The organism is Niabella sp. (assembly GCF_030150205.1).
Classification (GTDB): Bacteria; Bacteroidota; Bacteroidia; order Chitinophagales; family Chitinophagaceae; genus Niabella.
In genome coordinates this window covers 22,899-49,337 of record NZ_JASLGT010000004.1, presented here as the reverse complement: position 1 = coordinate 49,337, position 26,439 = coordinate 22,899, and the positions used below count along the sequence as shown (strand labels likewise).

The following is a 26,439-nucleotide window of genomic DNA, read 5'->3' as shown; positions in this document are numbered from 1 at the left end:
GTTTATTAAATCTTCTAAAATTATAAAGGCACTGTAGCCCTGAATATGCGGGTAGGAGCACCGGCCAGCATTTTTATAACCGCTCCCGGAAAGGCTGCTGCAGCGATGGTCCCTGCCTTTAAAACAATGCGGGTATCATCGGCCGACAGTTCTGCCTCGCCATCCGTTAACAGGAAAAGTTCAGCGGTGGCCGGCTCCAGCACCAGTTCATCGCCCGTCTTCAGGTCATACGAATGCAATTCAAAATCCGGCACCGGTGCCGGGTATACTTTCTCTTTTTTATCGGCCCGCGCCGGAATGATCTGCGGGTGGGTTGCTTCACATTTGGTATGTTTCAGCAGTTCGGCCGTATCAATATGCTTGGAAGTAAGTCCGCCCCGCAGCACATTATCAGAGCTGGCCATGATCTCTACATTGTATCCTTCCAGGTAGGCATGCGGTACGCCCGCATCCTGAAAGATAGCCTCCCCTGTTTTCAGGTGCAGGATATTAAAAAAATAGATCGAAAAAATACCCCGGTCGATGGAACCTGGCTGTAAAAAGGTTTGCGCCGCACGGGCCGCCCAAAAATCTTCGGAGGACTTGTCTAGCTTTTCCTGGAGGTACAATGGAATGGTGCGGTTGATCAGCGGCTGCAGCAGCTCATTCACCTCCTCTTGCGGCAACTCCATCGCCATTTTATACAGTCCTTTGTAACCTTCGGTTTTAAATACCGGTATAAAAACATGCAGCTCCGGCACAGCTTCCAGCGTTTGCAGTAATAGCGCTTCCGGTTTAAAACCATGTAACAGGTAAAAACCGCTTAACGCTACCATCAGCTCCGGCTTATGATTGGCATCTTTATAATTGCGGTTGGGTGCATTTAACGGAGTTCCTTTACGGTTCTCTGCTTCAAAATCCTGTGCGGCCTGTTTTTTAGACGGATGCACCTGGATGGAAAGCATATCTTTTACATCCAGTACCTTTAACAGATAGGGCATCTGGCCAAAGGCGGCTTTTACAGCGTGCCCCAGCAATTCCTCCGGGTTGATCCGGATATAATCCCGCAGCAATACTTCCTTTCCGTCGTTCAGCACCAGCGTGCAATTTGCTCCGGGATGCACCCCCATCCAGTATTCCGCAAAGGGTTTCATCTGCGGGTTTTCTACCTGGAGCAGGGCGGGAATAAACGACACGCCTCCCCAGTCGTAATGCTTTACATCTCCTTTGAGTAATGCCAGCTTTTGCATATTAAAAATTGGATTAACTTGGGGGTAAAGATAACTGAATGGCAACACATAATCAATTAGGAAAACACGGGGAAAACCTTGCTGCTGCCTACCTCGTGCAAAGGGATTATACCATCCTGTTTCAAAACTGGCGCTATTCGCACTATGAAATTGACATTATTGCAACCAAAAATAACAAGTTGCACTTTGTAGAGGTAAAAACCCGCAGCGGTAACCACTTCGGTTATCCCGAAGAAAGCGTCACCAAAAAGAAATTCCGTTATTTACAACAGGCGGCAGATGAGTTCCTTTATCAGCATCCGGGGCACTACCGCATTCAGTATGATATTTTATCCATTACCATTGGAGCAGGCCAGCCTCCGGAATATTTCCTGATTGAGGATGTGTTTTTGTAAATGCCGACCGCCTGTCCCAGGGCTGCTTTCGTTTTATCCCTGCCGATCGACTGAAGAACACTGACAACTGAAGACTGATAACTAAAAACTAATGACTGATAACTGGTGGCTGAAGGCCGACCACGGAAATCTGGCCAGTAAATAGCTGCCAACTCATGGTTAATTTGTAAATTAGCGATCTGCATTTATTTTATAACGATCTAAACAACAAGGAATGAAATTAAAATCCCTTTCACTAAGTGCCGTTGCGCTGGCTACACTGCTTGCCTCCTGTGGTGGTGGCGCTGAAGGAACAACCGAAACAACGTCTTCTTCTTTCTGCACCGACTCTGCCTGTATTAAAGATCCGCTGCGGCTGGGCAGCGCTACACCGGACAAGCCTTCCGTAACCGTAAGTTTTAAAGACTGTCAGATCGACTCGATTCTTTTTGACAACGGAAAGGCGGGAAATGCCAAGATCGGCTTTGCGGAGTTTTTTGCGGGACGTACCGTAAAACCCAGCAAATCGCTTTTTGGATATGAAGTTGGCGAAGGACAGGGCGCCTGGTTAAAATTCAACGATTGTGCCACAGGGCGCGGTTACCTGATTAAAGTGCCGGTAGCAAAGGGCGGAAGTCCGATGAAATATTTCAGCGCGGTGAACAGTTTTGATCCCAAATTCAGGGTTTCAGACGGCCTGGTGTCTTATTATGACAATACCTTCCTGTATGTGGAAGATGTGCAAACCGGTAAGGTTGCCAAAACCCTGCTGACCGATTCGGGTGTAAAAGGCGTGGATCATGACAATGTGCATTCATTCCTGGATTCTGTAAATATCAGTAAAGACCATCTGTATGCTAAGATCAAATATGAGGGCAAAGACATTGTTCATGATGTGCCCCTTTCTTTTAAGTAACTAAACAAAACCGTAAAGGGGGCTGTATCAAAAATCGTTATGGTCATGCAGCATCAGGTTCAGTATGATCCGGTATTCTGAACGCGTTTTTGATACAGCTTCCTTTTATTTTTATGTGGGAATCGTATAAAAAAAGTTTCCAGGCCTATTTAAAACTGGAGAAATCGCTTTCCGGCAACTCCACAGAGGCCTATATGAGAGACGTAGATAAACTGGCGGAGTACCTGCAGTTACAGTCACTGGCACTGGCTCCTGCAGACATTACGTTAAAACACCTGCAGGCCTTTCTGGCCTGGATTGCCGCACTGGGCATGCAACCAACCAGCCAGGCAAGGGTTATTTCAGGAATCCGTGCCTTTTACCGGTTCTGCCTGCTGGAAAACATTGTACAGCAGGATCCCACCCTGTTGGTAGAAGCCCCCAAAACCCGGCGCACACTTCCGGATGTACTAAGCTTTGAAGAAATTGAACAAATTCTTTTAGCCATTGATCTCAGTAAACCTGAGGGCACCCGTAACAAAGCCATTATAGAAACCATGTATAGCTGCGGTTTGCGTGTAAGCGAAGTGGTACAGTTACGGATCTCGCAGCTTTACCCCGATGTGGGCTATATCCGGGTAATCGGAAAGGGCGATAAAGAACGGCTGGTACCGATCGGTGATACAGCCATCAAACATCTGAAAATATACCTGCAGGAGATCCGCCCGCAACTGACCGTTAAACCGGGTAATGAAGATATTGTTTTTTTAAACAAGCGGGGAACGCTGCTTAGCCGCGTAATGATCTTCCTGGTTATAAAAGACCTGGCAGCAAAAGCCGGCATTCAGAAAACCATTTCGCCGCATACCTTCCGGCATTCCTTTGCCACACACCTGATTGAAGGCGGTGCCAACCTGCGCGCCGTACAGGAAATGCTGGGACATGAAAGCATCACCACTACCGAAATCTACACCCATCTGGACCGGGAGTTCCTACGCAAAACGCTCGATCAGTTTCACCCGCTGTTCAACAAAGCATCCTGAGTTTTACACAACAGGACGCTCTTAAACGATCCCTGGGAAATAAGCGGCAGGGAATTATAATATTGTTCTATTTTCGCGGGTACCAAAAACAATCATCAATGAAACGTATCTTTTTATCAGTTCTTTTAGCAGGAGCCCTGTTTTCAATCCAGGCCCAGGTAAAGGTTCCCGCGGCCAGTCCGGCACAAACCATTAAACAGGATTTTGGCCTTGGTACCCTTGAATGGTCGTATAGCCGTCCCAGCCTAAAGGGCCGTCAGTTGTACACGGACCTTGCCCCGGAAGGTAAACTCTGGCGTACTGGAGCCAACGGGGCTACTACACTAACCATCAGCGACGAAATCATCATCGGAGGAAAAACCATCGGCGCCGGTAAATATGGATTGCTCACCATTCCCGGCCGGAAATCCTGGACCGTGATCCTTACAAAGCAAACCGATGTAACCAGCGATCCTACGGCCTATAAAGCATCGGATGATGTTGTACGGATACAGGTAACCCCGGTAACTACAAAAACGAATACGGAGACCTTTACCATTCAGCTGGCGAATATTACGCCTACCACTGCCGAACTGCAGCTCGCCTGGGGTAATATATTGGTTCCGGTTCCTGTTAAAACGGAAGTTGATGCCCGGATCATGGCATCTATTGACGCTTCTATACAGTCTGACAAACCAGCGTATTTCCAGGCAGCAACCTACTACCTGGAAAATAATAAGGACCTGAATAAGGCGATCGACTGGTTTTCTAAAGCCGCAGCGGCCCAGCCAAAGGCCTACTGGATCCAGTATCAGTATGCAAAGGCCCTGGCAAAAGCCGGACGGAAGAAAGAAGCCCGGAGTGCAGCAGAAGCATCCATGCAGCTGGCTAAAGAAAACCACAACGATGATTACGTGCGTAACAATCAAAAGCTGATCGCTACCCTGTAATAATAACAAAACATCATGATGAAAACAATCGCCCTGGGATTGGTCTGTATGGTCACCTCAGCAATTTCCATACTGCATGCACAAACGGTTACCCTGAAGTTCAACCCGGCCAATGGCAGCCGGTATGATGTAAGCAGTACCAATAACTTCAGTATTAAGCAAACAGTGATGGGCCAGCAGATCGACATGAAGTTTGCGAATACGGTGAATATGCGGTATGACATTACAGATGCCGGTGCCAACAAGAACCTGAACCTGTCCTATGACTCTGCTAAAATGAGCTTTCAGTTCATGGGCCAGGAAACAGTCATCAACAGCGAAAGTGCTGATACGGCTAATGCAGCCAACAAAATGTTCCGGTCGATCCACGGTAAAAAAGTAAACGTGCTGATTGCTCCGGATGGAACAGTGAAACAAGCTGAGGGTTTTGATGCATTGACAAAGGGCATGGCCACCGCCGGTGGGGAAACGCAGAAAATGGCCGACGAACTATTTTCAGAAGCAACCGTTAAAAGCCTGCTGGAACAAAGTTTTAAAATGTATCCCGAAGGCCCGGTATCACCGGGAAGTACCTGGGCGTCCGATATCCAGATCGAAAAGCCTTACAAACTGATCCTGCGGAATAACTATACGTTAAAAAAGATCGCTGGCGGTAAAAGCCTGATAAGTGTAGCCGGTAAAATAGACACTCAGGGCTTTACGAAGATGCAACAGCAGGGCATGGAAATGGAAATAAACATGACCGGAACGGTAACGGGTACTATAACAATGGATAATGCATCCGGCATAACAGACGTTTCCGAACTGCGTCAGCAAGTTAACGGAACCGTAAAAATACAGGGAATGGAAGTGCCCATGGAAGCAACGGTAGAAACCATTACCGATATGAGGAAACGGTAAAAAGCTGTGCGTTTTATCTAAAACCCCATATATAAAACGGTCCGCATTTACCCGGACCGTTTTTTTATTTTTCCTTACTGCATATTAATCTTATAGTCTTTGGGAGGCTGCGCACCCAGCAGGTATTCTACAAAATAATCCCATCTCCGGCGCATCATATAATAGGAATCGGCCCCATATCCATGGCGCGCGTTCGGAATCACCACCAGGTCGAAGGACTTATTGGCTTTAATAAGCGCATCGGCTACCAGGTAGGTGTTATAAGGCGGTACATTGTCATCCATTCCTCCGGTTACCAGCATTAATTTTCCCTGCAGGTTTTTTGCATAAAGCTGGTTAGCCTGCTGTTCATAATTATCGCCCTTTAATAAACCGATATACCGCTCGCCCCAATCATCCTCATAATTCCGGTTGTCATGATTGCCGGATTCTGCGATACCTACTTTAAAGATCTCCGGGTATTTAAACATCGCTGATGCCGTTGCAAAACCACCACCGGAATGTCCCCAGATCCCTACACGATCCAGGTCCATAAAATTGTTTTTTGCCGCCAGTTGCCGCAGACCGGCGATCTGGTCGGGTAATGTATTTTCGCCCATATGTCCATAACAGGCATCATGAAATGCTTTGGAACGGTTGGGGTTGCAACTGCCTTCTAACCGCACTACAATAAATCCCAGTTCTGCCAATGCCTGAAAATCGCCACTGGTGGCAGTAAACGACCAGTTACCAACACTGCCCCCCTGTGGTCCGGGATAGATATACACCACTACCGGGTATTTCTTTAATGGATCCAGGTTACCGGGTTTATATAACAACCCATAAAGATCGAATTGTTGATTGGCCGATTTTACGCTAAACATTTCCGGAGCCAGCCAGCCGGCCTCTTTCAGTTTTGCCATATCCACCGCGCCTAATTCCCGGACGGTCTTGCCAGACAGGTCTTTCAGTGTTGTTACGGGTGCCGCAACAGGCGTAGAATATTTATCGATGAAATATTGTTTGTCCGGCGAGAGGGTCATTGAATGATTTCCCCGCTCCGGCGTAAGCGCCACAACCGTTTTGCCGTCAAAACCGGTTTTGTAGAAATGACTGAAATAAGGGTTTTCGCCCGGCTCTCTTCCTTTCGCTTCAAACAGGATCTGCCGTTTTTTAGCATCAACCATCAGCATCCGGGTTACCACAAAATCCCCCCTGGTTATTTGCTGTTTTACGCTGCCGGTTGCCAGGTCATAGAGGTACAGATGCCCCCATCCGCTCCGTTCCGAATACCAGATGGCTTCATTGGTTTCCGGCAGGAATTTCCAGTTGGCCATGCCCTGCCCGGATTCGTATTGTGTGGGAACATTTTCTTCAAACACGGTACGTATCGCTCCGGAAGCGATATCCGCAATGCGGAATTGTGTTATTTTATGATCCCTGCTTACCGATACAAAGGCCAGTTGTTTGCCATCGGCGCTCCACTCATTGTCGCCAAAACTGCCATCGCAGGCAATATCATCGCAAAGCGTTCCCCTGCGGTCATCCGGCTGCATTTTAAAGCGGGTGATGGTGACTGTTTCTACATCAATCACCAGCCGGTGTATTTTTATAATGGCGCTATCACCCGGCAGGGGGTACTTCCACTGCTCCAGCTCCGGCGCCCCAACCTTTGTGCGTACCAGGTACATATCCTTTACATGACGCTGATCCTGCTGAAACGTGGCTATTTTCTTACTATCCGGCGACCATAAAACAATCGCCCGGTCCGAATGCGTCCAACCCGCATTATCCGTGGCATAGCCAAAATCTTTTACACCATCCGTTGTTAAGGGTTGTTCTTTCCCGGATGCAAGATCTTTAACCCAAAGATTCCAGTTTTTTATATACACTTCTTTTTTCCCATCGGGCGACACAACGCCTGCAACGCCGGACCTTCTGCCTGCTGCCGGTTTACCTGTTTCCGGTGCCCGGTCGGCAACTACCTGTCCGCCTTTCTTTACAGCAGGATCGATGATGATATATTGTTTGGTCGATGGATCCTGGTACCAGCATTTACCATTATTCAGCCACTGGGGATTTACCGCCAGGCTATTGTACGCCCGGGCAGCGCTGCCGCCGCTCATTACACTTACCGCCCGGTCATAATCAGTAACGGTAACTACTTTTTTTTCCTGGGCTATTAATCCCATTCCCATATACAGCAACCCTACCAGTAATAAACATTTCTTCATAAACAACGCCATTAAATATGCTTCGAAAATTTCCGGCCAAATTAGTTCAATTTTTTGGAAATTTGTACCAGGCAGCAGGTTATCCGGTTTCAGGCATCCGGACGCTGCCCGGCGACTAAAAAAGTTCTTTATTTTTTTAAGCCCTTTCCATTAAATGTCCTGGATTCCGATGGGACACTGTTTTTTCTCCGGCGGCCGTTAGGGGGCTTTTAACAAAACATTGGAGGTCCCGAATAAAAAGCCTGCTTAATTTTAATATACATGCAGCTTAGAATCTTTATACTATCACTCGCACTGCTTACCCTTCCCACGATGGGATTTTGCCAGACTTACCTGCGGGGAAATATTTTCATGTATACCAATGACACACCGGTTCCGGGAGCATCGGTTACCAACCTTACTACCGGTAAAACCATACTCGCTACCCCTGCCGGTACTTATGTAATTGAGGCCCGGAATAAAGATGTGGTGGTGTTTTCTTTTACAGGTCTTACGAGTGATACGGTGAAAGTAGAAGAACAACTTTTAAAGACGGGCTATGATGTTGGACTTAAAGAAGATCCGCACACCCTGAAGAATGTAACCATCACCAGCAATTACCAGCTGGATTCGTTAAGACGCAGAGAGCAATACAGCCGGTATTTTGAAAAAGGGCCGGGCATTACCGGGGGGAATCGTCCTCCGGACGGGTTTGGGATCTCTGTAAGCCCCATCACTCATTTTTCTAAAAAGTCCCGCGAACAGCGAAAGTTCAGAAAGCAGCTCCTCAAAAACGAGGAAGAGGCTTATATTGATTATGTATTTTCCCCGGTTTGGGTAAGCAAGCTGACCGGTTTAAAAAATGATTCGCTACGTCAGTTTATGTACCGGTACCGTCCATCTTATACACTTGCCCGGACACTGGACCATGCCGATATGATTGCCTATATCAACGACCATTATAAGGAGTTTATACGCCCTAAACGGTAACTGCATTCCAAAAAAACGTTTAAATGTAAAAAGCGATTCGTCGCAGTTTGCACTATTGCACGATCCGGACCTCACCTTTCAAACCCGCTGGCAGTAAGGTTTTCTCCTGTAAACGAATGGGCGCCGTGGTCCAGGTCTCCCGCTTTTCTTCCGGTAATTGCTGATCACCTGCCAGCCGGTTTGCCCAGGTATTCGTTACGGCTATTTCCAGTGTGTTCATTCCTTTTTTAACTGCTTTTGAAATATCCAGCCGGTAAGGAGGTGTCCAGATCGTACCACAATCGATTCCATTGACCGTTACAGACGCCAGGTTGTACAGGCTATCCAGTTCCAGCCATACCGGTCTGCCTGGAGAAGTGTTTTCCCATTCAAATTGATTTTTGTATACGGCGGTGCCGGAATAATATTTAACAGCCGGCTCATCAAAAGTATCCCAGCTTTTTAATACACGCATGGGCACTGCTGTTTGCAAACCACCAAACGCCGGATCAAATGTAAGGTTCCAGCTTCCGGTTATCGCCATCCGTTTTTTTATCATGGCGTTTTTTTGTACGGATACCTGGTGCCTGGGTTGTTGAAAATACACAAACACCGATGCATTCGGTTCCAGCGTAATGGTTACAACCGTACGTGCAGCTTCTCTTCGCCATTCAGTAGCAGCTGTAATGGTACCGGTTACCGCATCCAGCAGTTGCGGTTCCAGGTCTTTTACACGGAATGCGATCTCAAGCCTGCGCTTACGTTCAAAGGGATTTGACAGAAAATAAAGTTCTCCGCTGGTAAGACGCCGATGCGTCCAGGCGATGGTATCGCCCCCTTGCAATACATCCACGTCCTTTGCTACACCCAGCGTTTTAAGATCCGGTTGCAGGAAGGGTGCGGTGATCAATGTCCCCTTAAAAGTGCTTTTACTGTATAAGTCCGTCAATATGTCTTTTAAAGCAGCCGTATTTTCTTTAAATCCAGGGGGCGCATAAAATCCTTTGTCCATGATCACGGTTGCCCCTTCCTGTACCAGTGCTTTTATCTTCTTTGCAGCAGCAACGGAAAGCAAATGGCCATTAGGATTCATTGCCTGCTTACCCGGAATGACCAGTACAGCGTAGGAAGCACCGCCCGGAGTTATAACCCGCCCGTTCTCTACACGCATCTGTAACAATACATCCGGGTTAAAGCAATCGTATTTATAACCATGCAGCGCATTCACATAATCAGCGGGGTTTGCGATATTGGCAGCATGCAATACACCAGAAGGCTGGGTAGTCATCGGCTGCCCCTCGTTTTCCATGCGTTTTTTTTCAAAAGCAACGGCAGCCGCTCCAAAAAGACCGGGAAGCGTTGTGGCCAGCCGGTCGGGCAATACCGATCGCCGGGGCAACTCTTCGCCCGTAAATACAGCAATATCCGTTACAGGTTCCCCTAACTGCAGCAACGCGGAAGTTCTTGCCAGGTAATCGATCCAGGCCTTACCGGGCTTCATCCATGTCTGGTCTCTTTGAAAATATAAACCAACCCTGTCCAGCGTTACACCCGGTTTTTTATCCAGGAACGGATTATGGGCAAACACATGTAATACCATTTTATTGATGCCCATGGCAAAATTGCGGTCGCCCAATACTTTGATATTACCCGGATGCTCACTCCAGTCCATCCGCAGTGTGGTAAAGGCCTCCGCCTGTATAATATTTTTGCCATAAATATGCGCACCACTGATGGCATCCAGCATATCATTGGGTTTATCATGTGTAGGACTGTTCAACCAAAATTCCCCCATCGGGATATCGACAGACTGATAATGCAACAACCCATCACTAACCATGGTGGGGGCTACACTTTCTGCACTAAAAGCCGTACCTTTTTCATGTGCCCGCTTTTTTAGCGTTGCATAAAATACCTCCTGAATCATTCCCGCTATCGTAGCACGTACATCATGCAGAACCCGTTCCGAAGTGGCCGCGTTTTCCAGGGGCACACCGGTCATCACCAGCAGCCAGGGCCGCAGGTCATAACCACATCGTTTTCGAAATTCCGAAAGAAAGTTACGGCTCCAGTTTTGGCTGCCGCATTCCCAACTGTCCACATGAAAAATTTTCAACACTTCCGCTGCCAGTCCGGGATCCGTTTTTTCAAAAGCCTTTGCAAACCAGTTATCAAATTGCAGCGTTATCGCTTCCGGATCAAATTTATCGCACTCCAATCCTTTTCCCGCTCCGCCGGTAGCGTTTACATGCCCGGTACTGGTATGGCCGATGCGAACGATCACCCAATTACCCGCGGGAGGTATCCAGCGCAACGTTCCGTCCTGTTCCATTTTCCCGGTAAGATCAATAACCCGCTTTAGCGGCACGGCGTCCCTGTCCGGTACCTGCGCTGCTGTTGTATTTGCGGCCACCCGCCATATGCTGCCATTCTTCGCTTCATATTGATGAATGACCGGTTCTTCACCCAGATAAATACCCATTACCTTCAATGAAGGTTTCCACTTTGCCGCATCCAGGTCTTCTGCCCCAGGTTCAGTGCCTTTTTTATCATAAACGAACCGGAAATATTTGGCTGTAGTGGCTGGTATTGAAAAGGTATAATCTTCATCCGTATCCTGCCAGCCGTTCCGGGGCGGTGCCAACCGGGTAACCGTTTTAAAGTGTGCCCCATCATTGCTGCTTTGCAGGATCAGGCGAAGGGCCTGGTAGTTGTTGCCACCAATATGAATGCGTACAGATCTAGCTGTAAAAGACCCGGGATATTGATACCGGATCCATGCAGCCGAATCGGTTTTAAAACTTTGTTTATTACCAGGATCCGGTAAGGCCAAAAAAGCTGCAGCAATGCCCGTGCTGGTTGTAACGATTGGCCTGATTTTTTTGCCTGTAAACGCAGTAACGTTTTTTGCAGGATAGGCAAATACCGCCACATCCTGATAGTAGCCTTCATTTGATTGCGGCTGATCCAGCTTTATGGCCCCCTTCATTCCTGGTTTCACATACCGTTTACTCCAGGTTAATTTTTGCATGGATTGTTCCGGTCTGATCCAGGGTCCGCCTCCCAGTGCAAAGCCATCGCTAAAGTGCATGGCCAGTTTTAAATGAAGCCGTTTTGCCTCCTTCATAGCATGATTGACCATCGCCCACCATTCGGGTGTCAATTGCCGCACCGGACGATCAAACGGCAGCTTCACGGATGTATCGCCAATGGGCATCAGGTAGGCGCCGCCAATCCCGGCATTTTTCATCGACTCAAGATCCGCGGTGATACCCTCTTTGGAAACTGCGGCATGCATCCAGTACCAGAACACCCAGGGACGTGCCTGTTCCGGAGGCGTTGTAAAAACAGCCTTTACATCCGCATCGGTATGTTGGGCCCATAACACCTGACCGCAGCTCAAAAGTACCCACCCTAAAATCAATTGCCGCATCATCCATATTTTCAATTGCGTTTTTTTCATTCCAGATATGCTTCTTAAAACCGGTTAAAGATGCTCAGCGCACCAAAGGCAACCACACACGCATGTCAGACAATCCCCGGTTTGCCCAGGCGTAATAAGGAATCAGTTTTACCGTTACAGCCCGCTGTTCTTTTTTTACCTCCTGGTAAAGTATATGATTCCAGTTTTCCTGAGCTGCTGCTTTTGCCGTTCCCGTTAACGCCATAAATGCCGCACGACCCAGGGTGGCCGGTACAGGGTTTAGCTTTATATCCGCAGGGATCATTACGTCTGTTATTTTGTTTCCTTTATAGTCGGGAGATTCCAAACAATATACCACGGGGCCTCTTTTCACCGCTACCTGGTTACGGGTTTCTTCAACCAGGGGATTGCTTTCCATCAGCTGCACCGGCATTTCCATGATCAGTTCTATTTTATCGCCCGGCCGCCAGCTCTTATCCAGCCGTATATATTGTCCGCCTTTTACATGTTGCGTGGTTCCTTTACATGTTATCGTAGCCGTTTTACACCATCCGGGAATACGCAGATGCACAGGCATTGCTGCCGGTGCTTTTTGAATCGTGATCAGCACCTGCCCCTGCCAGGGATAATTACTTTGTTGTGTTAACTGTACATCATTACCATCCGGCCATTTTGTTTTCAGCTGGTTGCTGCTGTAGGTGTTAATATATAATCCATCCTTTCCCACGCCATACATATAATCGCCTACTTCTGCAAGGGTACGTACCAGGTTTGGCGGACAGCAATTAGACAAGCTGATATAGGGTTTTCGTCCGCCGTTCCAGCGCAACTGGTAGGGATAGTTTTTTGTTGCCGCAAGCGGATTGGTATAAAAATAATTCCTCCCATCCAGGCTTACCCCGCTTAGCACACTGTTATACAATGCCAGTTCCACAATGTTCATATAACGTTCATCCCCGGTTAATAAAAACATACGCCAGTTCCAGAGCACATTACCGATATTGGCACAGGTTTCATTATGCGCACTAAAGTTCGGCAACTGGTAATCCCGGCCATAGGACTGATGCACTTTCTGAACGGTGTCTGGATTGTAAGAGGTTCCGTCTACCGAAACGCCATCATACAAGGCGCCGCAGCCGCCGGTAATATACATTTTTGTATTGATCACATTGTTCCACAACTGATCTAAGGTATGCATTAACGTCTGGTCGCCATTTTCTGCATACAGGTCGGCAACACCCGCCATCAGGTAGTTGGCTCTTACGGCATGGCCAACAATTTTTTTCATTTCGCGAACGGGTGCCCGGTCGCTGTTATCATCCGTACCTTCCGTTGCGCCCCGGATATCAATCAATTTTACCAGCAGGTCAAGATATTTTTGCTGGTGGGTGGTGCGGTACAACTCCGCCAGTCCCATGTAGTGCGAAGGGCAGATCGCATTGCGTGCCTGTTCCGGCGTTGCGGTATGGTAGAATCCAATCAGGAAATCCGCAGCCCTGGAGGCAATCTCCAGCAGGTTATTTTTGCCGGTCGCCCGGTAATGTACGCATGCTGCGGTCATCAGGTGCCCAAAGTTATAAGCCTCAAAGCTGAGCTTATCATCGAACATTTTTTGTGCCCCGGTATGTTGCTGACCAATAATATTCTTTGTATAAAGATACCCATCTGCCCGCTGCGCTTTGGCGATTACTTCAATTGCCGTTTCCATCCATCGATTCAGCTGCGGATCTTTTGTAACGGCATACATTGCCGCCAGCGCCTCCAGGGTTTTATAAAAATCACCATCATGAAAAGAAGGCCCCCGGAAACTTCCGGTATCCAGCCCGGCCGCGATCCTGAAATTCTGAAATGCATAACAGACTGTATCGCTCGTATAGGTCTTCCAAAGCGTGGGCACCATTTCATCCCTGCAAACCGCGAAACGCTCCGCCCAGAATCCATTGGTAAAATGTACATCTCCTAAACCTACGGTTGATAGGGCCGCGTAGGGGCTTTTAGCCGTGTTGACCAGGCCCTGCTGACCATAAACAGCCATGTTTGTAATGCTCAGTATAAGAAGCGCAATTAAAAAAGAGCTTTTCATTTTGAATGGTGCGTGCAGACACCCACCATGGCGGTGGATCCCGGAACAAGCCCGGGATGACATTTTCAGGGTAACGTCTTTAAACGGTGTCATCGCTTCATTGATTTTGTGCTTAGAAATGGCACACCCAGCATAACAAAAGGAACTGCCACACTGGGTCTACACGGCCTGGTACCGGACATTGTATTTTTTATCCTTTTCGATTGTTAATTCATATACATTATTCCCTTTGCTCATTACTTCACCCTCTTTACATACCGGCTTAGTTTTACTGGTAATGGTCAGCTTCCCCGTACCCACCGGAGAAGTGAGCCTTATTTCTTTATCACTGCAATACAGTTCAATGTTCCCCGCCGGAGTGGGCACTTTTCCTTCCATCCATTTCAAACCACCCAATGCTGGTTTTATTTCATACTGTGTGTAGCCCGGAGCCGTTGGACTTACGCCCAGGTAATACCTGCCCAATAAATACAGGGGGCTGGCACCCCAGGCATGACAAAGACTTTTGCCGTACTTTCGTCCATACATAGCATAGTGCTCCGCTCCATTTTTAGATGGATCATATTCCTCCCAGAAAGAAGTGGCTCCCAGTTTTAACATGCCGCCCCAGTAATTTTTCATTTCCTGTAAAACATATTTTTGTTCGCCCAGGGCACAAAGCGCCTCCAGTTCATAAAAACGCATATACGGCGTTGTGATCTCCGGTACTTTGTTATTCAGCAATACGGAGGTTTTTACCACCTGTTTTTGTTCTTCGTTAAAGTAATTGAAGAAGATCGCAAACATATTCGCATAACGGGTTACATGATCGGTAGGCTGCCCGTTCACCCTGCTGTGCACCAGCGCCTTTGCTTTATCACTCCAGTATATGGAAAATAATTTTTGTTTTAGTTCGGCTGCTGCGGCCTTGTATTGTGCAGCATCCTGCCGTCGACCAGCCAGCTCTGCACAAAGCGCCATTGTTTCCAGTCCGCGCGCAAAAAGCAATTGCTCAAAACTCACTTCTCCGTCCTTGCTGAGTCCGGTTGCCCAGTCGATAAAAATCCAGTCGCCCGGCAGCCCTTCCAGCAATCCATTCTTATTCCGCCGGTTCCAAACGAAGTCCATCAGCGATTTCATCCGCCCGTAATTCTGTACCAGGAAGTCCTTGTCACCGCTATACAGGTAATAATCATAAACCCCCATAAACCAATAGAAGGTATAATCCATGATGGTATTCACATGACCGGTTACCGGTTCCTTCCCACGTAGTGCATAGGTGGTTCGCTTTACCGTTTCATTGTCATTCATCAGGTAATAGTTCATCAGGTAGCTTTGATACGCATCCCCGCTCCAGATCCAGCGGTCGCGCTTAATGCCATCGATAAAAAATTCACGGGTACTCAGGTGTAACGTGTATTTCGATACATCATAGATCTGGTTGAGTTCCGCATCATTGCAACGAAACGCGCCTTTATCTTCTAATGGAGCATATTCATACAACAGGGACGCCCGATCGAGTTGTATATTTCCATCCGTAACAATATATACATACCGCAGCGCTTTTGAGTTGGGGTTGATGGTATCGGCAGCATTTAATTGATCTACATTCATGCGATCAAAGGTTTCTGAAGCCGCGGTATCCAGCGCCTCTTCCCTGCTTTCACCATAGTAGAGCGAGACGGTTCCCCTGCCCTTTACCCCATGCAGCTTTACAAAGCCAAAAGTCTCTTTGCCGAAATCGACCAAAAGTCCCTTGCTTACTTTTTCTGCAGATATAGCTGCTACCGGCGTTACCGGCAATTTATAGGCCGATGGAACAGTGGCTGCATCATTGAAATTCCAGCTGCCGGCATGTTTAAAAACGGTGGCCGACAGATCCGATGCTTTCCCTGTTTCATCAATCCATTCCTTGTCTTCAAAGGTCACCTGCCAGCTGCTATCAGACACAATTGTTCTTCCCTTTACAAACACCACAGGTGGCGTAGCCTGGTTAAATACTTTAATATTGATTTTGTGCTTACCGGCCGGCACCTCAATAGCCTGCGGCGTGCCGGGAAATGCCCGGCCATCGAGTTTTACGCTGTACCTTCCTTCCGCATGGATCGTTACGGTTTCCGGTTGGACCAGATCAAATTCCTTATGAAAATCCACCAACGGATAATGACTGTCTGTCTTCCAGAACACCGGGTAAAAAGTTCCCCGCTCTGTGCGACGGTTCTGCATTTCGTTGGACAACCATATTTCATAGTCGCCGGGATACCAGATCCAGGTCTGTGCGGATGCGGTGCACCACAAAGAAATGAAGGCACAAAGAAACACTAAGGGTTTGAAAAGCCGGTACCTGCACTGCTGTACAAATGTGCGACGCAAGTAAAGCACCATAGAAGCACCGCCGCCGGGCTCATTATTTTTTTTCATCATATGCTAACCAAATATTAAATACAAAACAATCATTACCGTACACAAAGCGCCCCAAACGAGCTTCACCTTCCGGGAAGGTTTTGCCAGTTCCTGTGTTGCAACAGCAGTCCGTACCGGGTGTGGGTCTGTAACAGAAATCAGCACCGCAATAACAACGAGCAACAGGAAGATAAAAAAAGACAGCAATAAATAGTGCGGCCAGAACGAATATTCTTTCGCCGGCAACACCCATAAATAAACAATTCCAATACCCAGGCTGATGGCGGATCCCCAGGAAAGTGTAAAGCTTACCGCCCGGCGCGTGGTCCTTTTCCAGAAAACCGCCAGCAGGAATACAGCCGATAAAGGTGGGGCAATAAAACCCAGCACCGCCTGGAACACGTCGAACAAATTAAGGCCTTTGATACTGTCAATGGCAATGGCCATTAATATCGCAAACCCGCAACCGGCCAGTACAGTCAGCCGTCCTGTTTTTATGATCTGCCGGTTTGTTGCGCCGGGATTTATTTTCTTTACATAAATATCCGTTGTAAATACTGTGCTTAGGGCATTTAAAGAAGAGCCGATCGTCCCCACCAGCACGGCGATCAATACCACAATCACCAGGCCATTCAGTCCGGCCGGAAACAGGTTGGTGACCATCGTCATGTAGGCTTCATCCGGGCTTGCCAGTTGCGGATACAGTACGGAACAGGCAATGCCCGGAATAATGAATAACGGGATCGATAGAATTTTTAACCAGCCAATAAAGCTAACCCCCAGTTGTCCCTGTTCCAGGTTGCGCGCGCCAAGCACCGATTGCACCATGGCCTGATCGGTACAAAAGAATGCAACAGCCGATACGGGGTAGCCTAATAAAATGGCCGGCCAGGGATAACCGGGATCAGACGCGGGTTTAATAAGACTCCAGTAAGATGCCGGTGTTTTTGTAAACAAAGCAGCAAGGCCACCCACTTTCTGAACACCCAGCACACAAAGGATGCAGGACACGATGATCAGAAGGATCATCTGGAATACATTCACACGAGCGATCGCTTTTAAACCGCCTGCCATTGCGAACAATGCGGCAAATAACACCAGCACGATCACCGATTGCCACATCGGGATTCCAAGGATTTGCCGTACCAGGAAGCCGCCTGCAAACAAGCCAAGCGATAACCAGGAGATCAGCATCTTTATGAGTGCATACCAGGCCAATATATTCCGCGTACCTTCACCATAACGCTGCCCCATGAACTCCGGCATCGTTGTTACATTACTGGCCAGGTACCGCGGGGCAAACACCATGGCCAGCAACATGAGGAAAACAAAAGCATACCATTCAAAATTGCCGGCCACAATACCTGTGGCATAACCGATACTGGCAAAGGCCAGCAGCATCGACGGGCCCACATTGGTGCCCCACATATTAAATCCGATACTATACCAGTTCAACGATTTACCGGCCAGGAACAGCGTTTCATCCTTTTTCTTCTTTTTGCCAAAGCTGGCGCGGTAACCAATCATCAACAAGATGACCAGGTATACCACCACAATGGCATAATCGATTGGTTGTAATTTTGAAATCAGATGATTCATCAATTCGTTATTCTTTATTTTTTTTTACCGGCTGTTGTGCTTCTATCGTCTTCCTTGCCACGCTCGCTTGTGCGGTTGGGCTATTACCGGCTACAAATGTTGCGTTCCTACGGAACTGCACCAGCTGTGGACCCAACGTTCTCTATTTATTCCTCGCTATTGACCATTGACTATTCACTTCTCACCATTCACAACAATTTTCCTAACCCATACTCCTTCAGCAAGGTCTTTACCCCAACAGGCTGCCGCGTTTTTAAACTTCGATCCATGGCCTGCAGGAGTGCCACGGTTCCAATTCCCTCCCGCATATCCGGATAAGCCGTTGTATCGTTATTGATACTATCTGCGAAATATTCCAGGTAATTCTGGTACTCACCGGCATGATGGCTCTGGCCTTCAAAGCGAAAATAATGATTCAATTGCGGATCGCCCCATGTAATCAGCTGCTGCTCCCCTTTTTTATTGGTAACGGCGTAGCGCAACTCATGATAATCGGCCTGGCTGGCGCCTTCTGTACCGCGCAGGATACAACTCATCTCGCTTTCGCGGTACGTAGGCTGCACCGGCCCGGTATAGGCACCGCTCACCCGGGCCACGCGCCCGTCTTTGTTCCGGAAAATAAAATGCATGGTATCCTCATTTTTCAAACCGGCTTTTTTGCCATTGGCACTGATCATGCCATAGCCCATTACTTCTTCAATGTCTGGCAGGTACCAGCGGATAAAATCAACGGGATGGCTCAAGCCACCATACAGCCATTTAAACGATCTTTCCAGGGCCCATTTCTTGTTTAAAAACCAGCGATGGTCTGCATTATAATGGCTCTCTACTGTAATGAGTTCACCGATCAATCCTTTTTCAAAATCAGCCCGCTGCCGCTTATAGGGTTCAAAAAAACGGGAGCTCTGTCCCACAAACACTTTTTTGCCGGTCTTCTGCTGGAGTTTCAATAATTCCTTTGCGTCTGCCAGATCATCGATAAAGGGTTTGGTACATACCACATGTTTGCCATGCTGCAATGCCAGCTTTACATGCTGCGCATGTAAATGATCCGGTGTATAAATGGCTACAATATCGATATCCGGGTTATTTAACAATTCCTCATAACGCGTGGTATATGGTTCAAACCGGAATTCGGTACTACGTTGTTTACATAACGCTTCGTTTGCATCGCAGATCATTTTCAATTGCAATTTTTTGCTCTGCAATGCGGCCGACATGGTACTGCGGCCTTCGCCCAATCCGACAATTCCTATATTCAACATTCGTTTATTTTTTATTTCTACAAATGGGCAGCTCCTACGGAGCTGGAATATTAATTTATCCCGTCTACCAACAGATCGCTCCTACGGAGCGCATTGCTATTGTGGCGATCCGTTTACAAACGGGCAGCTCCTACGGAGCCGGAATATTAATTTATTCTGTCTATCAACAGATCGCTCCTACGGAGCACATTGCTATTGTGGCGATCCGTTTACAAACGGGCAGCTCCTACGGAGCCGGAATATTAATTTATTCTGTCTATCAACAGATCGCTCCTACGGAGCGGGGGTTATCAATATAGCCGTTGCATATTCCACTAGCTGCTTACTGTTTCCCATTCACCATTGACTATTCACTTTTTCCCTAACTCTACCCAGGTCACTCCCTTCCCTGTTCCTTCTATCCCCTCCTGGTAGCCACTCATTATTTTATTCCAGTCATTCACACGCGGATTATTCTCTGTTGTTTTTGGGTTTAATTCGTCCAGCGTTTTTCCTTTGGGAATGCTGATCACCAGCATGAGCTGTCTCCCGTTTTTGAATACCCGCAATTGCTGAAAGCCGGCTTTACAAAATCCGTTGGCGACCTCCGGCCATTTTTCAAATTGAGTAGCATGATAATCGAGATACGCCTGCTGTTTCTTTGGATCATTCACCAAATTGGTGGTCATAATGATATCCGTCCATTCTTTTGCAACATCCGCAGCGGTACAGCGGGAGGCCCGGTCAAATTCGTATACCATATCGTGGTATACCTTAATGATTATACCCGGGAATGCTTTTTGCAATTGTCCGCGCAATACGTTCACATCGGTTACCAGACCGTAAAGCACGGTATGCTTGTGCCATTGCCCGATGGTTTCCTGCTGTACTCCTTTTTCATGAAGCAAGGTCTTTAGCTTCTTTATATCGATGGGATGTCCTTCATTGCTGATCAGTTCAATCAGTTCCTTCCGCTGGCGGTTAATCTCCTGGTGTACGGTCCCGGATGTCTTCTCCTTCAGTAATGCATGGTACCTGGTTTCCAAACCAGCATTCGCTTTTATGGCGACCGGAACTTCCGGACCGTTGTTACTCCATTGGTTACCCGGGCCATTGTTGTTCTGCAAATATTTCTGTGCGGGCGTCCAGTTATTCCGCACAGTGATCCCCGAAGAGCCCTCGTCCGTATACAGGTAAAACCAATGCGTGGGCAGATGTGCATAGGGCGCTTTAAAAATACTGTCGATATAATTCGCTTCAATAACCGTCCCCGGCTGTGCGCTCAGCGTATAGATACCGGCACAATCATAATTGGTACGACCATAATGATGGATTTTGTTCAGCCGGATACGGTTGCCCTCCATAACATTTTTAACAGGCGTCCAACCCCATCCCATACTGATACCGGAATAGGGTATATTTTCAATCTCATTCCGTTCGATGGTATTGTATCTTGAAAACCCGATCCCGATACCCACACAACCCCAGTCTTCGTTTCCCACATCCGTAATCAAATTATTAGCGATGGTGGTACGTTCACAGATCACCCGTGGATCTGCCGGGTTATAGGGTTTATGTATCTCCTGCCCGTCATCTCCAAAATAGCCGCCCAGGATACCCGTTCCTCCAATGTCTTTAAAAAGGCTTCCTCTAACAATCAAAGACTTTACGCCGATCTTAAAATCCAACCCCGTTGCGGCCAGGTGTTCAAAGCGATTGTTTTCAAAACGGATATTGTTTGCATAAGACAGGGTCACTGCTGCTTCCGGCCGGCCTACCCAGGCCTGGTTATCCAGCGATGGCTTTTGTGAAGTACCTGCAGGCCTGAGTTTATAGGCATCTGTCATGTAAAGTCCCGCCTGGTGCGGCACATGCCCCTGTAATGAAGGACGATGCCAGGCACTGTATTGAAACCGAAGTCCTCTTATCACTATGTTTTCGACCGGCTGATCAGGCGTTCCATTAACCACAAAAATATTTTCTAAAACGGGAAGCACTGTTTCTGCAACGGCCATATCTTCTCCCGGCTGCGGATAGTAATAGACCTTTCTCAATGCCGCATCATAATACCATTCTCCTGGTTCATCCAAAAATGACCGTGCATTGCCCAGGTAAAAAGCGGAGTTGCCGGTTTCTGACGAAAGCCAGGGCGCCGGCCAGGGATGCTCATTCTGAATACGGCTTTCCGGCTCATAAAAATAAACCCGGCAGCTATCGCCGGCCTTCTCCAGCTTGCGGATACGCAGGCTGGCCACTTCCCACCATTGATGTATAAAAAATTCCAAGCCCGGTGTCACTTCAAGATTTTCAAAGGGGTGCAACGGGATGATTGCCGTAGCTGTTTTTTTATCCCAGTTCAGGATGCGCTGCATGCCGTTAGCAGACGTACTTTTAGCCCTGACCGCTTTTTTATCATTCACCCAAAGCTGGCGGAATGGTATATTACCCGCTTCTGCGGGCACATCGGCGATCCAGACATGACCTTGTGCCGCCTCCGGTAATCCCTCCACGCGCTCCGCTGGTTTTTTCCAGTCTTTGATCCATATGCCACCGCTCAACACCGGCTTGGTTCCCGGTGCAGCGGCTATCACCAGCGGAACAGCAGGTATGCCGCTGTCTTCAGGCCGTATAAAAACCGGTTCAGTTAAATGATAACTACCTCCTTTCAGCAGGATGCTGCTTTCGCCTCCCTGTTTCAGGCGCCGCTGTTCCCGTACCTGGCGGATGGCCGCGTTCAGCGTAGCTTTGGGCGCATCCACCGTCCCCGGATTCACATCGTTCCCATCAGGCGCAACATATACCTGTGCGCCGCTGGCCAACGAAGTAAAAACCCCTGTAATTAAAGCAATGCAGAACCGTTTCACAATGGCATTATTTTACCGTTTTTTATATACCAATACAAGAAGATAAATGTACTGGAAACCCTGGCAAAGCAGATGCGTGTAATCACTAATGTACTGGAAAATTTTACTAAAGGGCGCCGCCCGCTTGTTTACCGGCAGGTTTTCCGGCTTTACCGATGCGTACTGGCCTTCGGGTTACAAAATGACCATCTTTGTATCTGTAATTAAAAACAAACATGATGAAAATAATCTGTGTTTTATTTGCCCTTATAGCGAGCATACTGGCTGTTGTGGCCTTTATCCCCTTGCTGGGCTGGCTGTACTGGGTTGTTATTCCCATCGGTATTCTTTCATTGATCTTTTCTGTTATCGGCGGCTCCTCCACCGGTAAAACACTTAGCATCATTGTGATCCTGGTGGGCATTTTCCGGCTGATGCTCGGTGGTGGTGTTTTATAAAAATGAGCCGGCCGATCACGTTTCCGTCGTTTATCATGCGCGGCGAACTGCGTTCGCCACAGATCATTGATCAAGATGATGCAGCCTGCATTTGACCAGGAAAAGCCCCCGGCCTAATGTTGCTGTTATTCCGGCATTGATCCCTGAGAAAAAACATCCTGTTGAAATACCACATTGAAGCAACAATCATTTATGCGGCTGTATGTACTGCAGCACAAGTGAGTGATCCCACCTTCAGCGGAACAGGCTCAAGGAAGCCGATAGCAGCAATGCAGCCGGTAACAAAATCACCACCCATCATCTTATTGGTCCGTTTATGCAGCGCTCAAAAAACATTAACTAACAATTGTTAGTTAATGTGTGGTATTTTCCGTTACTTCGCATAACTTTAAAAGAAAAAGAGCCTGTGTACCGGATTCAATCTGCAGCAGATACGCACACTGCCGCGTTCAACGAGAACAAGCATGCCTATAGGCAATTGCTGGAGGAGTATTACCAACGAATGAAAATGGTGCTGCACGATGAGACCCAGCCCGCTGTACAAAAGCATAAAAATAGAGGAAAGCTATTGGCACGCGAACGGATCGATAACCTGCTGGACCCGAATACACCATTCCTGGAATTGTCGCCACTTGCAGCCTTTGATATGTATGACAATCAATTTCCTTCAGCAGGGATCATCACCGGCATTGGTACCGTGCACGGACGCATGGTTGTGCTCATTGCCAATGACGCCACTGTAAAAGGCGGCACGTATATGGAACTGACCATAAAGAAACACGTGCGGGCACAAGAGATTGCACTGGAGAACCAGCTTCCCTGTATTTATATGGTGGACTCCGGCGGGGCCTTTCTGCCAGAGCAGGATAAGGTGTTTCCAGACCGTCATGACTTTGGCCGTTTTTTTTATAACCAGGCCCGGATGTCGGCTGCCGGCATACCACAGATCGCTATTGTGATGGGTTCCTGCACCGCAGGCGGAGCCTATGTGCCGGCTATGAGTGATGAAACCATCATTGTACGGAACCAGGGTACTATTTTCATCGGCGGACCGCCGTTGGTAAAAGCCGCTACAGGGGAAGAGGTAACCGCAGAAGAACTGGGTGGTGCGGTGGTGCACACCTCTATTTCGGGGGTAGCGGATCATATTGCGGAGAATGATCAGCACGCATTGGTCATTTGCAGAAATATCATCCAAACCTTTCAGCAACCGGAACCACAGCGCCTGGAGCGGATATCGGCCGAAGAGCCGTTTTATGACCCGCAGGAATTGTACGGGTTAATACAAACGGACCTGAAAAAATCCGTAGATGCCAAGGAGATCATTGCGCGACTGGTGGATGGCAGCCGCTTCCATGAATTTAAGGCAGCCTATGCCCCTACGCTGGTCACTGGCTTTGCACATATCATGGGCTACCCGGTGGGCATTATCGCCAATAATGGGGTATTATTTGGCGAGTCTGCTTTAAAAGGCGCGCACTTTGTAGAACTATGTACTGCCCGGAATACGCCCATTTTATTTTTGCAGAATATCACCGGCTTTATTGTGGGTAAAGAATATGAGCACAAAGGCATCGCGCGCGATGGCGCCAAAATGGTGCATGCCGTGGCCAATGCCAATGTGCCCAAATTCACGGTGGTGTTTGGCGGCTCTTTTGGGGCAGGTAACTATGCCATGTGCGGCAGGGCTTATGATCCCCGTTTTTTATTTATGTGGCCGCATTCTAAAATATCTGTGATGGGCGGCGAGCAGGCCGCAGGTGTACTCACTACGGTAAAAGAAGAACAGCTAAAGGCCGCGGGTAAGGAATTTCCGGAAGCAGAAAAAGAAGCCTTACGCCAGTCGATCTTAAAAAAATATGAAACAGAAGGGTCCGCGTATTACAGTACGGCCCGGTTATGGGATGATGGCATTATCGACCCGGTCGAAACCCGTAAGATCATTGCCTTAGGCATCGCCGTTTCTTTAAATAAGAAATGGGAGGAGACGAAGAATGGAGTGTTCAGGATGTAAGAACGGTTGACAGGCAATACGTGCGGGTAGCCATTTTTTTATAAACCGGGCTGTAGTGCAGCTGGCAGCCTCGTTGCGTCGCACTCTTATGCTGAGGAATATAAATCAGCCCGCAGATGCCAGGGATTAAAGGCAGATCAACGAAGAAATCTGCGAAAGTCGGCGGGATCTGCGGGAACCTGAATAGAGGTTTGCGGACAACTAAAAAGATATAGGGTCTATCCCGTAGGGATCAACTCCGGGTAGACCAAATATAGATTTTAACATCCAGCCCCGTAGGGGCGGCATATAAAATAATATATGGCCAACACATACACACAAATACATTTACAATTGGTATTTGCAGTCAAATACAGGATGGCCCTTATTGCCCCGGCATGGAAAGAGGAATTGTACCGGTACATTACCGCTATTATCCAAAATAAAACGCACAAATTACTCGCCATAAACGGGATGCCTGATCACCTGCATATTTTCATAGGCATGCGTCCGGTACAATCGTTATCCGAATTGATGCAACATATAAAAGGGGACTCTTCCAAATGGATCAACGAGCAAGGATTTACAAAACAAAAATTTGCATGGCAGGAAGGATATGGTGCCTTTTCCTATAGCCGGTCGCAGGTGCCGGATGTCATCGCGTACATCCGCAACCAGGAGCAACACCACAGCAGAAAAACATTCGCAGAAGAATATATTGACTTTTTAAAAAAATTTGAAATTGAATATGATGAGCAATTTATTTTTAAAGAGCCCGTTTAACAGGTCGCCCTTACAGGGCTTGGGCCATCATTGATTCCCTGGCTACTACTACCGATAGCAAGGCCCCTACCGGGTCAAAAAAGGTAGGCCAAAGACGCAGACAACCCCGGGATTGGAACCGGCATTTTATCTTAAATATCAAACAACAATTATAAATTTTAAGAAATGGAACGAACGCTCTTTTACAACAGATCCCTACGGGATCAACTCCCGGTAGACCAACAATAAATTTTGAACCCAGCCCCTTAGGGGCGGCATATAAAATAAGAATCGTGTACACAACCATCGAAACAGAACAGCATTACCACATCGCCACCATCTGGCTCAACCGGCCGGAAGTGCGGAACGCATTCAACGATATCATGATTGCGGAATTGATCCATGCGTTTGAAACCCTGACTAGTGATGAAGCCGTGCGCGTGATCACCCTACGGGGACGGGGAAAAGTATTTTGTGCAGGCGCCGACCTGAAATGGATGAAGGCCAACGCCACATCCGGATACGAGGAAAGCCTGGGAGAGAACCGGCAACTGGCGCAGTGTTTTCAAACCGTCTATCATACGCCAAAGCCCACCATCGCCGTGGTACATGGAGCGGCAATGGGGGGCGCCAATGGTCTAATTGCCGCCTGTGACTTTGCCTATGCCGGTAATGATACCCTGTTTGCATTCTCGGAGGTACGCCTGGGCCTGGTTCCCGCCACGATCGCTCCCTATATCTTAAAAAAAATGGGCGAGGCAAAAGCTAAAGAGCTTATTCTTACAGGCCGGCAATTTCATGCAAAAGAAGCGGCTCATGCAGGGCTCATTAACCAGGTATTGCAGGAGATAGAACTGGAAAGCAAGGTAGCAGAACTGATACAGGAACTGTTGCAGGCCGGACCGGGATCCCTTGCAGCATCTAAGCAACTCTTACATCATATAGCAGCAAAGGAACTGGAGACAGCCATTCCATACACCGTTGAAGCCATCGCCCGGGCCCGCAGCTCCGCCGAGGGACAGGAAGGCATGCAGGCCTTTTTTGAAAAACGAAAACCCAATTGGAGACTATAACATCCTCCTGCACACTGCACACTCCTCACTATAAAACATCTTACCTG

Annotated in this window: 19 protein-coding genes; 11 read left to right on the top strand and 8 right to left on the bottom strand. The window is 47.9% G+C overall.

Going from position 1 to position 26,439, the window contains the following annotated elements:
- Positions 1-20: 20 nt before the first annotated feature.
- Positions 21-1,229 (bottom strand): mannose-6-phosphate isomerase, class I, encoded by a 1,209-nt coding sequence (gene manA / locus Q1V85_RS02770; RefSeq protein WP_300597223.1) that lies wholly within the window; start codon positions 1,227-1,229, stop codon positions 21-23.
- Positions 1,230-1,267: 38 nt separating this feature from the next.
- Here manA and Q1V85_RS02765 point away from each other — a divergent pair, with 38 nt between their 5' ends.
- The 5 genes from Q1V85_RS02765 to Q1V85_RS02745 all read left to right on the top strand — a co-directional run bounded on the left by Q1V85_RS02765 (position 1,268) and on the right by Q1V85_RS02745 (position 5,370).
- Positions 1,268-1,624, top strand: a complete 357-nt coding sequence (locus Q1V85_RS02765) for a YraN family protein (protein WP_300597221.1) — start codon at positions 1,268-1,270, stop codon at positions 1,622-1,624.
- Positions 1,625-1,838: 214 nt separating this feature from the next.
- Positions 1,839-2,519, top strand: a complete 681-nt coding sequence (locus tag Q1V85_RS02760) for a hypothetical protein (protein ID WP_300597218.1) — start codon at positions 1,839-1,841, stop codon at positions 2,517-2,519.
- Between the two features lie 113 nt (positions 2,520-2,632).
- A complete protein-coding gene (gene xerD, locus Q1V85_RS02755) occupies positions 2,633-3,541 on the top strand; it encodes a site-specific tyrosine recombinase XerD (protein ID WP_300597215.1) in 909 nt (302 codons plus the stop codon).
- A gap of 98 nt (positions 3,542-3,639) precedes the next feature.
- Positions 3,640-4,470 (top strand): DUF2911 domain-containing protein, encoded by an 831-nt coding sequence (locus Q1V85_RS02750; protein ID WP_300597213.1) that lies wholly within the window; start codon positions 3,640-3,642, stop codon positions 4,468-4,470.
- 15 nt (positions 4,471-4,485) lie between these two features.
- Entirely contained in the window at positions 4,486-5,370 is an 885-nt protein-coding gene (locus Q1V85_RS02745; RefSeq protein ID WP_300597211.1) for a DUF6263 family protein, read from the top strand.
- A 74-nt stretch (positions 5,371-5,444) separates the two neighbouring features.
- Here the strand turns inward: Q1V85_RS02745 and Q1V85_RS02740 are convergent, their stop codons facing one another.
- Positions 5,445-7,583: a S9 family peptidase gene (locus Q1V85_RS02740; protein ID WP_300597209.1), complete on the bottom strand. Its 2,139-nt coding sequence runs from the start codon at positions 7,581-7,583 to the stop codon at positions 5,445-5,447.
- A gap of 261 nt (positions 7,584-7,844) precedes the next feature.
- Here Q1V85_RS02740 and Q1V85_RS02735 point away from each other — a divergent pair, with 261 nt between their 5' ends.
- The gene (locus Q1V85_RS02735) at positions 7,845-8,552 is read left to right on the top strand and encodes a hypothetical protein (protein WP_300597207.1); all 708 of its coding nucleotides are present in this window, start codon (positions 7,845-7,847) and stop codon (positions 8,550-8,552) included.
- 52 nt (positions 8,553-8,604) lie between these two features.
- Here the strand turns inward: Q1V85_RS02735 and Q1V85_RS02730 are convergent, their stop codons facing one another.
- The 5 genes from Q1V85_RS02730 to Q1V85_RS02710 all read right to left on the bottom strand — a co-directional run bounded on the left by Q1V85_RS02730 (position 8,605) and on the right by Q1V85_RS02710 (position 19,284).
- Positions 8,605-11,994, bottom strand: coding sequence for a glycosyl hydrolase (locus tag Q1V85_RS02730; RefSeq protein ID WP_300597204.1), 3,390 nt, complete (start codon positions 11,992-11,994; stop codon positions 8,605-8,607).
- Positions 11,995-12,028: 34 nt separating this feature from the next.
- Positions 12,029-14,038 carry a glycoside hydrolase family 127 protein gene (locus tag Q1V85_RS02725; protein ID WP_300597202.1) on the bottom strand — a complete coding sequence of 670 codons (2,010 nt, stop codon included), beginning with the start codon at positions 14,036-14,038 and terminating at the stop codon, positions 12,029-12,031.
- A 159-nt stretch (positions 14,039-14,197) separates the two neighbouring features.
- A complete protein-coding gene (locus Q1V85_RS02720; RefSeq protein WP_300597200.1) occupies positions 14,198-16,441 on the bottom strand; it encodes an alpha-rhamnosidase in 2,244 nt (747 codons plus the stop codon).
- A 3-nt stretch (positions 16,442-16,444) separates the two neighbouring features.
- Positions 16,445-18,019 (bottom strand): sodium/solute symporter, encoded by a 1,575-nt coding sequence (locus Q1V85_RS02715; RefSeq protein WP_300597198.1) that lies wholly within the window; start codon positions 18,017-18,019, stop codon positions 16,445-16,447.
- 188 nt (positions 18,020-18,207) lie between these two features.
- On the bottom strand, positions 18,208-19,284 hold the full coding sequence (locus Q1V85_RS02710) for a Gfo/Idh/MocA family oxidoreductase (RefSeq protein ID WP_300597196.1): 1,077 nt from the start codon (positions 19,282-19,284) through the stop codon (positions 18,208-18,210).
- Between the two features lie 23 nt (positions 19,285-19,307).
- Here Q1V85_RS02710 and Q1V85_RS02705 point away from each other — a divergent pair, with 23 nt between their 5' ends.
- Positions 19,308-19,583 (top strand): hypothetical protein, encoded by a 276-nt coding sequence (locus tag Q1V85_RS02705; RefSeq protein ID WP_300597193.1) that lies wholly within the window; start codon positions 19,308-19,310, stop codon positions 19,581-19,583.
- A 51-nt stretch (positions 19,584-19,634) separates the two neighbouring features.
- Here the strand turns inward: Q1V85_RS02705 and Q1V85_RS02700 are convergent, their stop codons facing one another.
- Positions 19,635-22,127, bottom strand: a complete 2,493-nt coding sequence (locus tag Q1V85_RS02700) for an L-rhamnose mutarotase (protein WP_300597190.1) — start codon at positions 22,125-22,127, stop codon at positions 19,635-19,637.
- A 215-nt stretch (positions 22,128-22,342) separates the two neighbouring features.
- On the opposite strand from Q1V85_RS02700, the gene Q1V85_RS02695 reads away from it, so the two are divergent.
- The 4 genes from Q1V85_RS02695 (at position 22,343) to Q1V85_RS02680 (ending at position 26,392) form a co-directional block, all read left to right on the top strand.
- Complete coding sequence (locus Q1V85_RS02695; protein WP_300597187.1) at positions 22,343-22,564, top strand: hypothetical protein; 222 nt, start codon at positions 22,343-22,345, stop codon at positions 22,562-22,564.
- 406 nt (positions 22,565-22,970) lie between these two features.
- The gene (locus tag Q1V85_RS02690; protein WP_300597185.1) at positions 22,971-24,578 is read left to right on the top strand and encodes a carboxyl transferase domain-containing protein; all 1,608 of its coding nucleotides are present in this window, start codon (positions 22,971-22,973) and stop codon (positions 24,576-24,578) included.
- 300 nt (positions 24,579-24,878) lie between these two features.
- Positions 24,879-25,340: an IS200/IS605 family transposase gene (tnpA, locus tag Q1V85_RS02685; protein ID WP_300597183.1), complete on the top strand. Its 462-nt coding sequence runs from the start codon at positions 24,879-24,881 to the stop codon at positions 25,338-25,340.
- A 272-nt stretch (positions 25,341-25,612) separates the two neighbouring features.
- Positions 25,613-26,392: an enoyl-CoA hydratase/isomerase family protein gene (locus Q1V85_RS02680; protein WP_300597181.1), complete on the top strand. Its 780-nt coding sequence runs from the start codon at positions 25,613-25,615 to the stop codon at positions 26,390-26,392.
- Positions 26,393-26,439 lie beyond the last annotated feature (47 nt).

What these genes read in the sequence shown, in the direction of transcription:
- Q1V85_RS02725 (WP_300597202.1), bottom strand. Translation starts at nt 14,038, where the DNA reads ATGAAAAGCTCTTTTTTAATTGCGCTTCTTATACTGAGCATTACAAAC.
- Q1V85_RS02750 (WP_300597213.1), top strand. Translation starts at nt 3,640, where the DNA reads ATGAAACGTATCTTTTTATCAGTTCTTTTAGCAGGAGCCCTGTTTTCA.
- Q1V85_RS02715 (WP_300597198.1), bottom strand. Translation starts at nt 18,019, where the DNA reads ATGAATCATCTGATTTCAAAATTACAACCAATCGATTATGCCATTGTG.
- Q1V85_RS02760 (WP_300597218.1), top strand. Translation starts at nt 1,839, where the DNA reads ATGAAATTAAAATCCCTTTCACTAAGTGCCGTTGCGCTGGCTACACTG.
- xerD (WP_300597215.1), top strand. Translation starts at nt 2,633, where the DNA reads ATGTGGGAATCGTATAAAAAAAGTTTCCAGGCCTATTTAAAACTGGAG.
- Q1V85_RS02730 (WP_300597204.1), bottom strand. Translation starts at nt 11,994, where the DNA reads ATGAAAAAAACGCAATTGAAAATATGGATGATGCGGCAATTGATTTTA.
- tnpA (WP_300597183.1), top strand. Translation starts at nt 24,879, where the DNA reads ATGGCCAACACATACACACAAATACATTTACAATTGGTATTTGCAGTC.
- Q1V85_RS02695 (WP_300597187.1), top strand. Translation starts at nt 22,343, where the DNA reads ATGATGAAAATAATCTGTGTTTTATTTGCCCTTATAGCGAGCATACTG.
- Q1V85_RS02745 (WP_300597211.1), top strand. Translation starts at nt 4,486, where the DNA reads ATGATGAAAACAATCGCCCTGGGATTGGTCTGTATGGTCACCTCAGCA.
- Q1V85_RS02765 (WP_300597221.1), top strand. Translation starts at nt 1,268, where the DNA reads ATGGCAACACATAATCAATTAGGAAAACACGGGGAAAACCTTGCTGCT.
- Q1V85_RS02740 (WP_300597209.1), bottom strand. Translation starts at nt 7,583, where the DNA reads ATGAAGAAATGTTTATTACTGGTAGGGTTGCTGTATATGGGAATGGGA.
- manA (WP_300597223.1), bottom strand. Translation starts at nt 1,229, where the DNA reads ATGCAAAAGCTGGCATTACTCAAAGGAGATGTAAAGCATTACGACTGG.
- Q1V85_RS02705 (WP_300597193.1), top strand. Translation starts at nt 19,308, where the DNA reads ATGGGCAGCTCCTACGGAGCTGGAATATTAATTTATCCCGTCTACCAA.
- Q1V85_RS02720 (WP_300597200.1), bottom strand. Translation starts at nt 16,441, where the DNA reads ATGATGAAAAAAAATAATGAGCCCGGCGGCGGTGCTTCTATGGTGCTT.
- Q1V85_RS02735 (WP_300597207.1), top strand. Translation starts at nt 7,845, where the DNA reads ATGCAGCTTAGAATCTTTATACTATCACTCGCACTGCTTACCCTTCCC.
- Q1V85_RS02710 (WP_300597196.1), bottom strand. Translation starts at nt 19,284, where the DNA reads ATGTTGAATATAGGAATTGTCGGATTGGGCGAAGGCCGCAGTACCATG.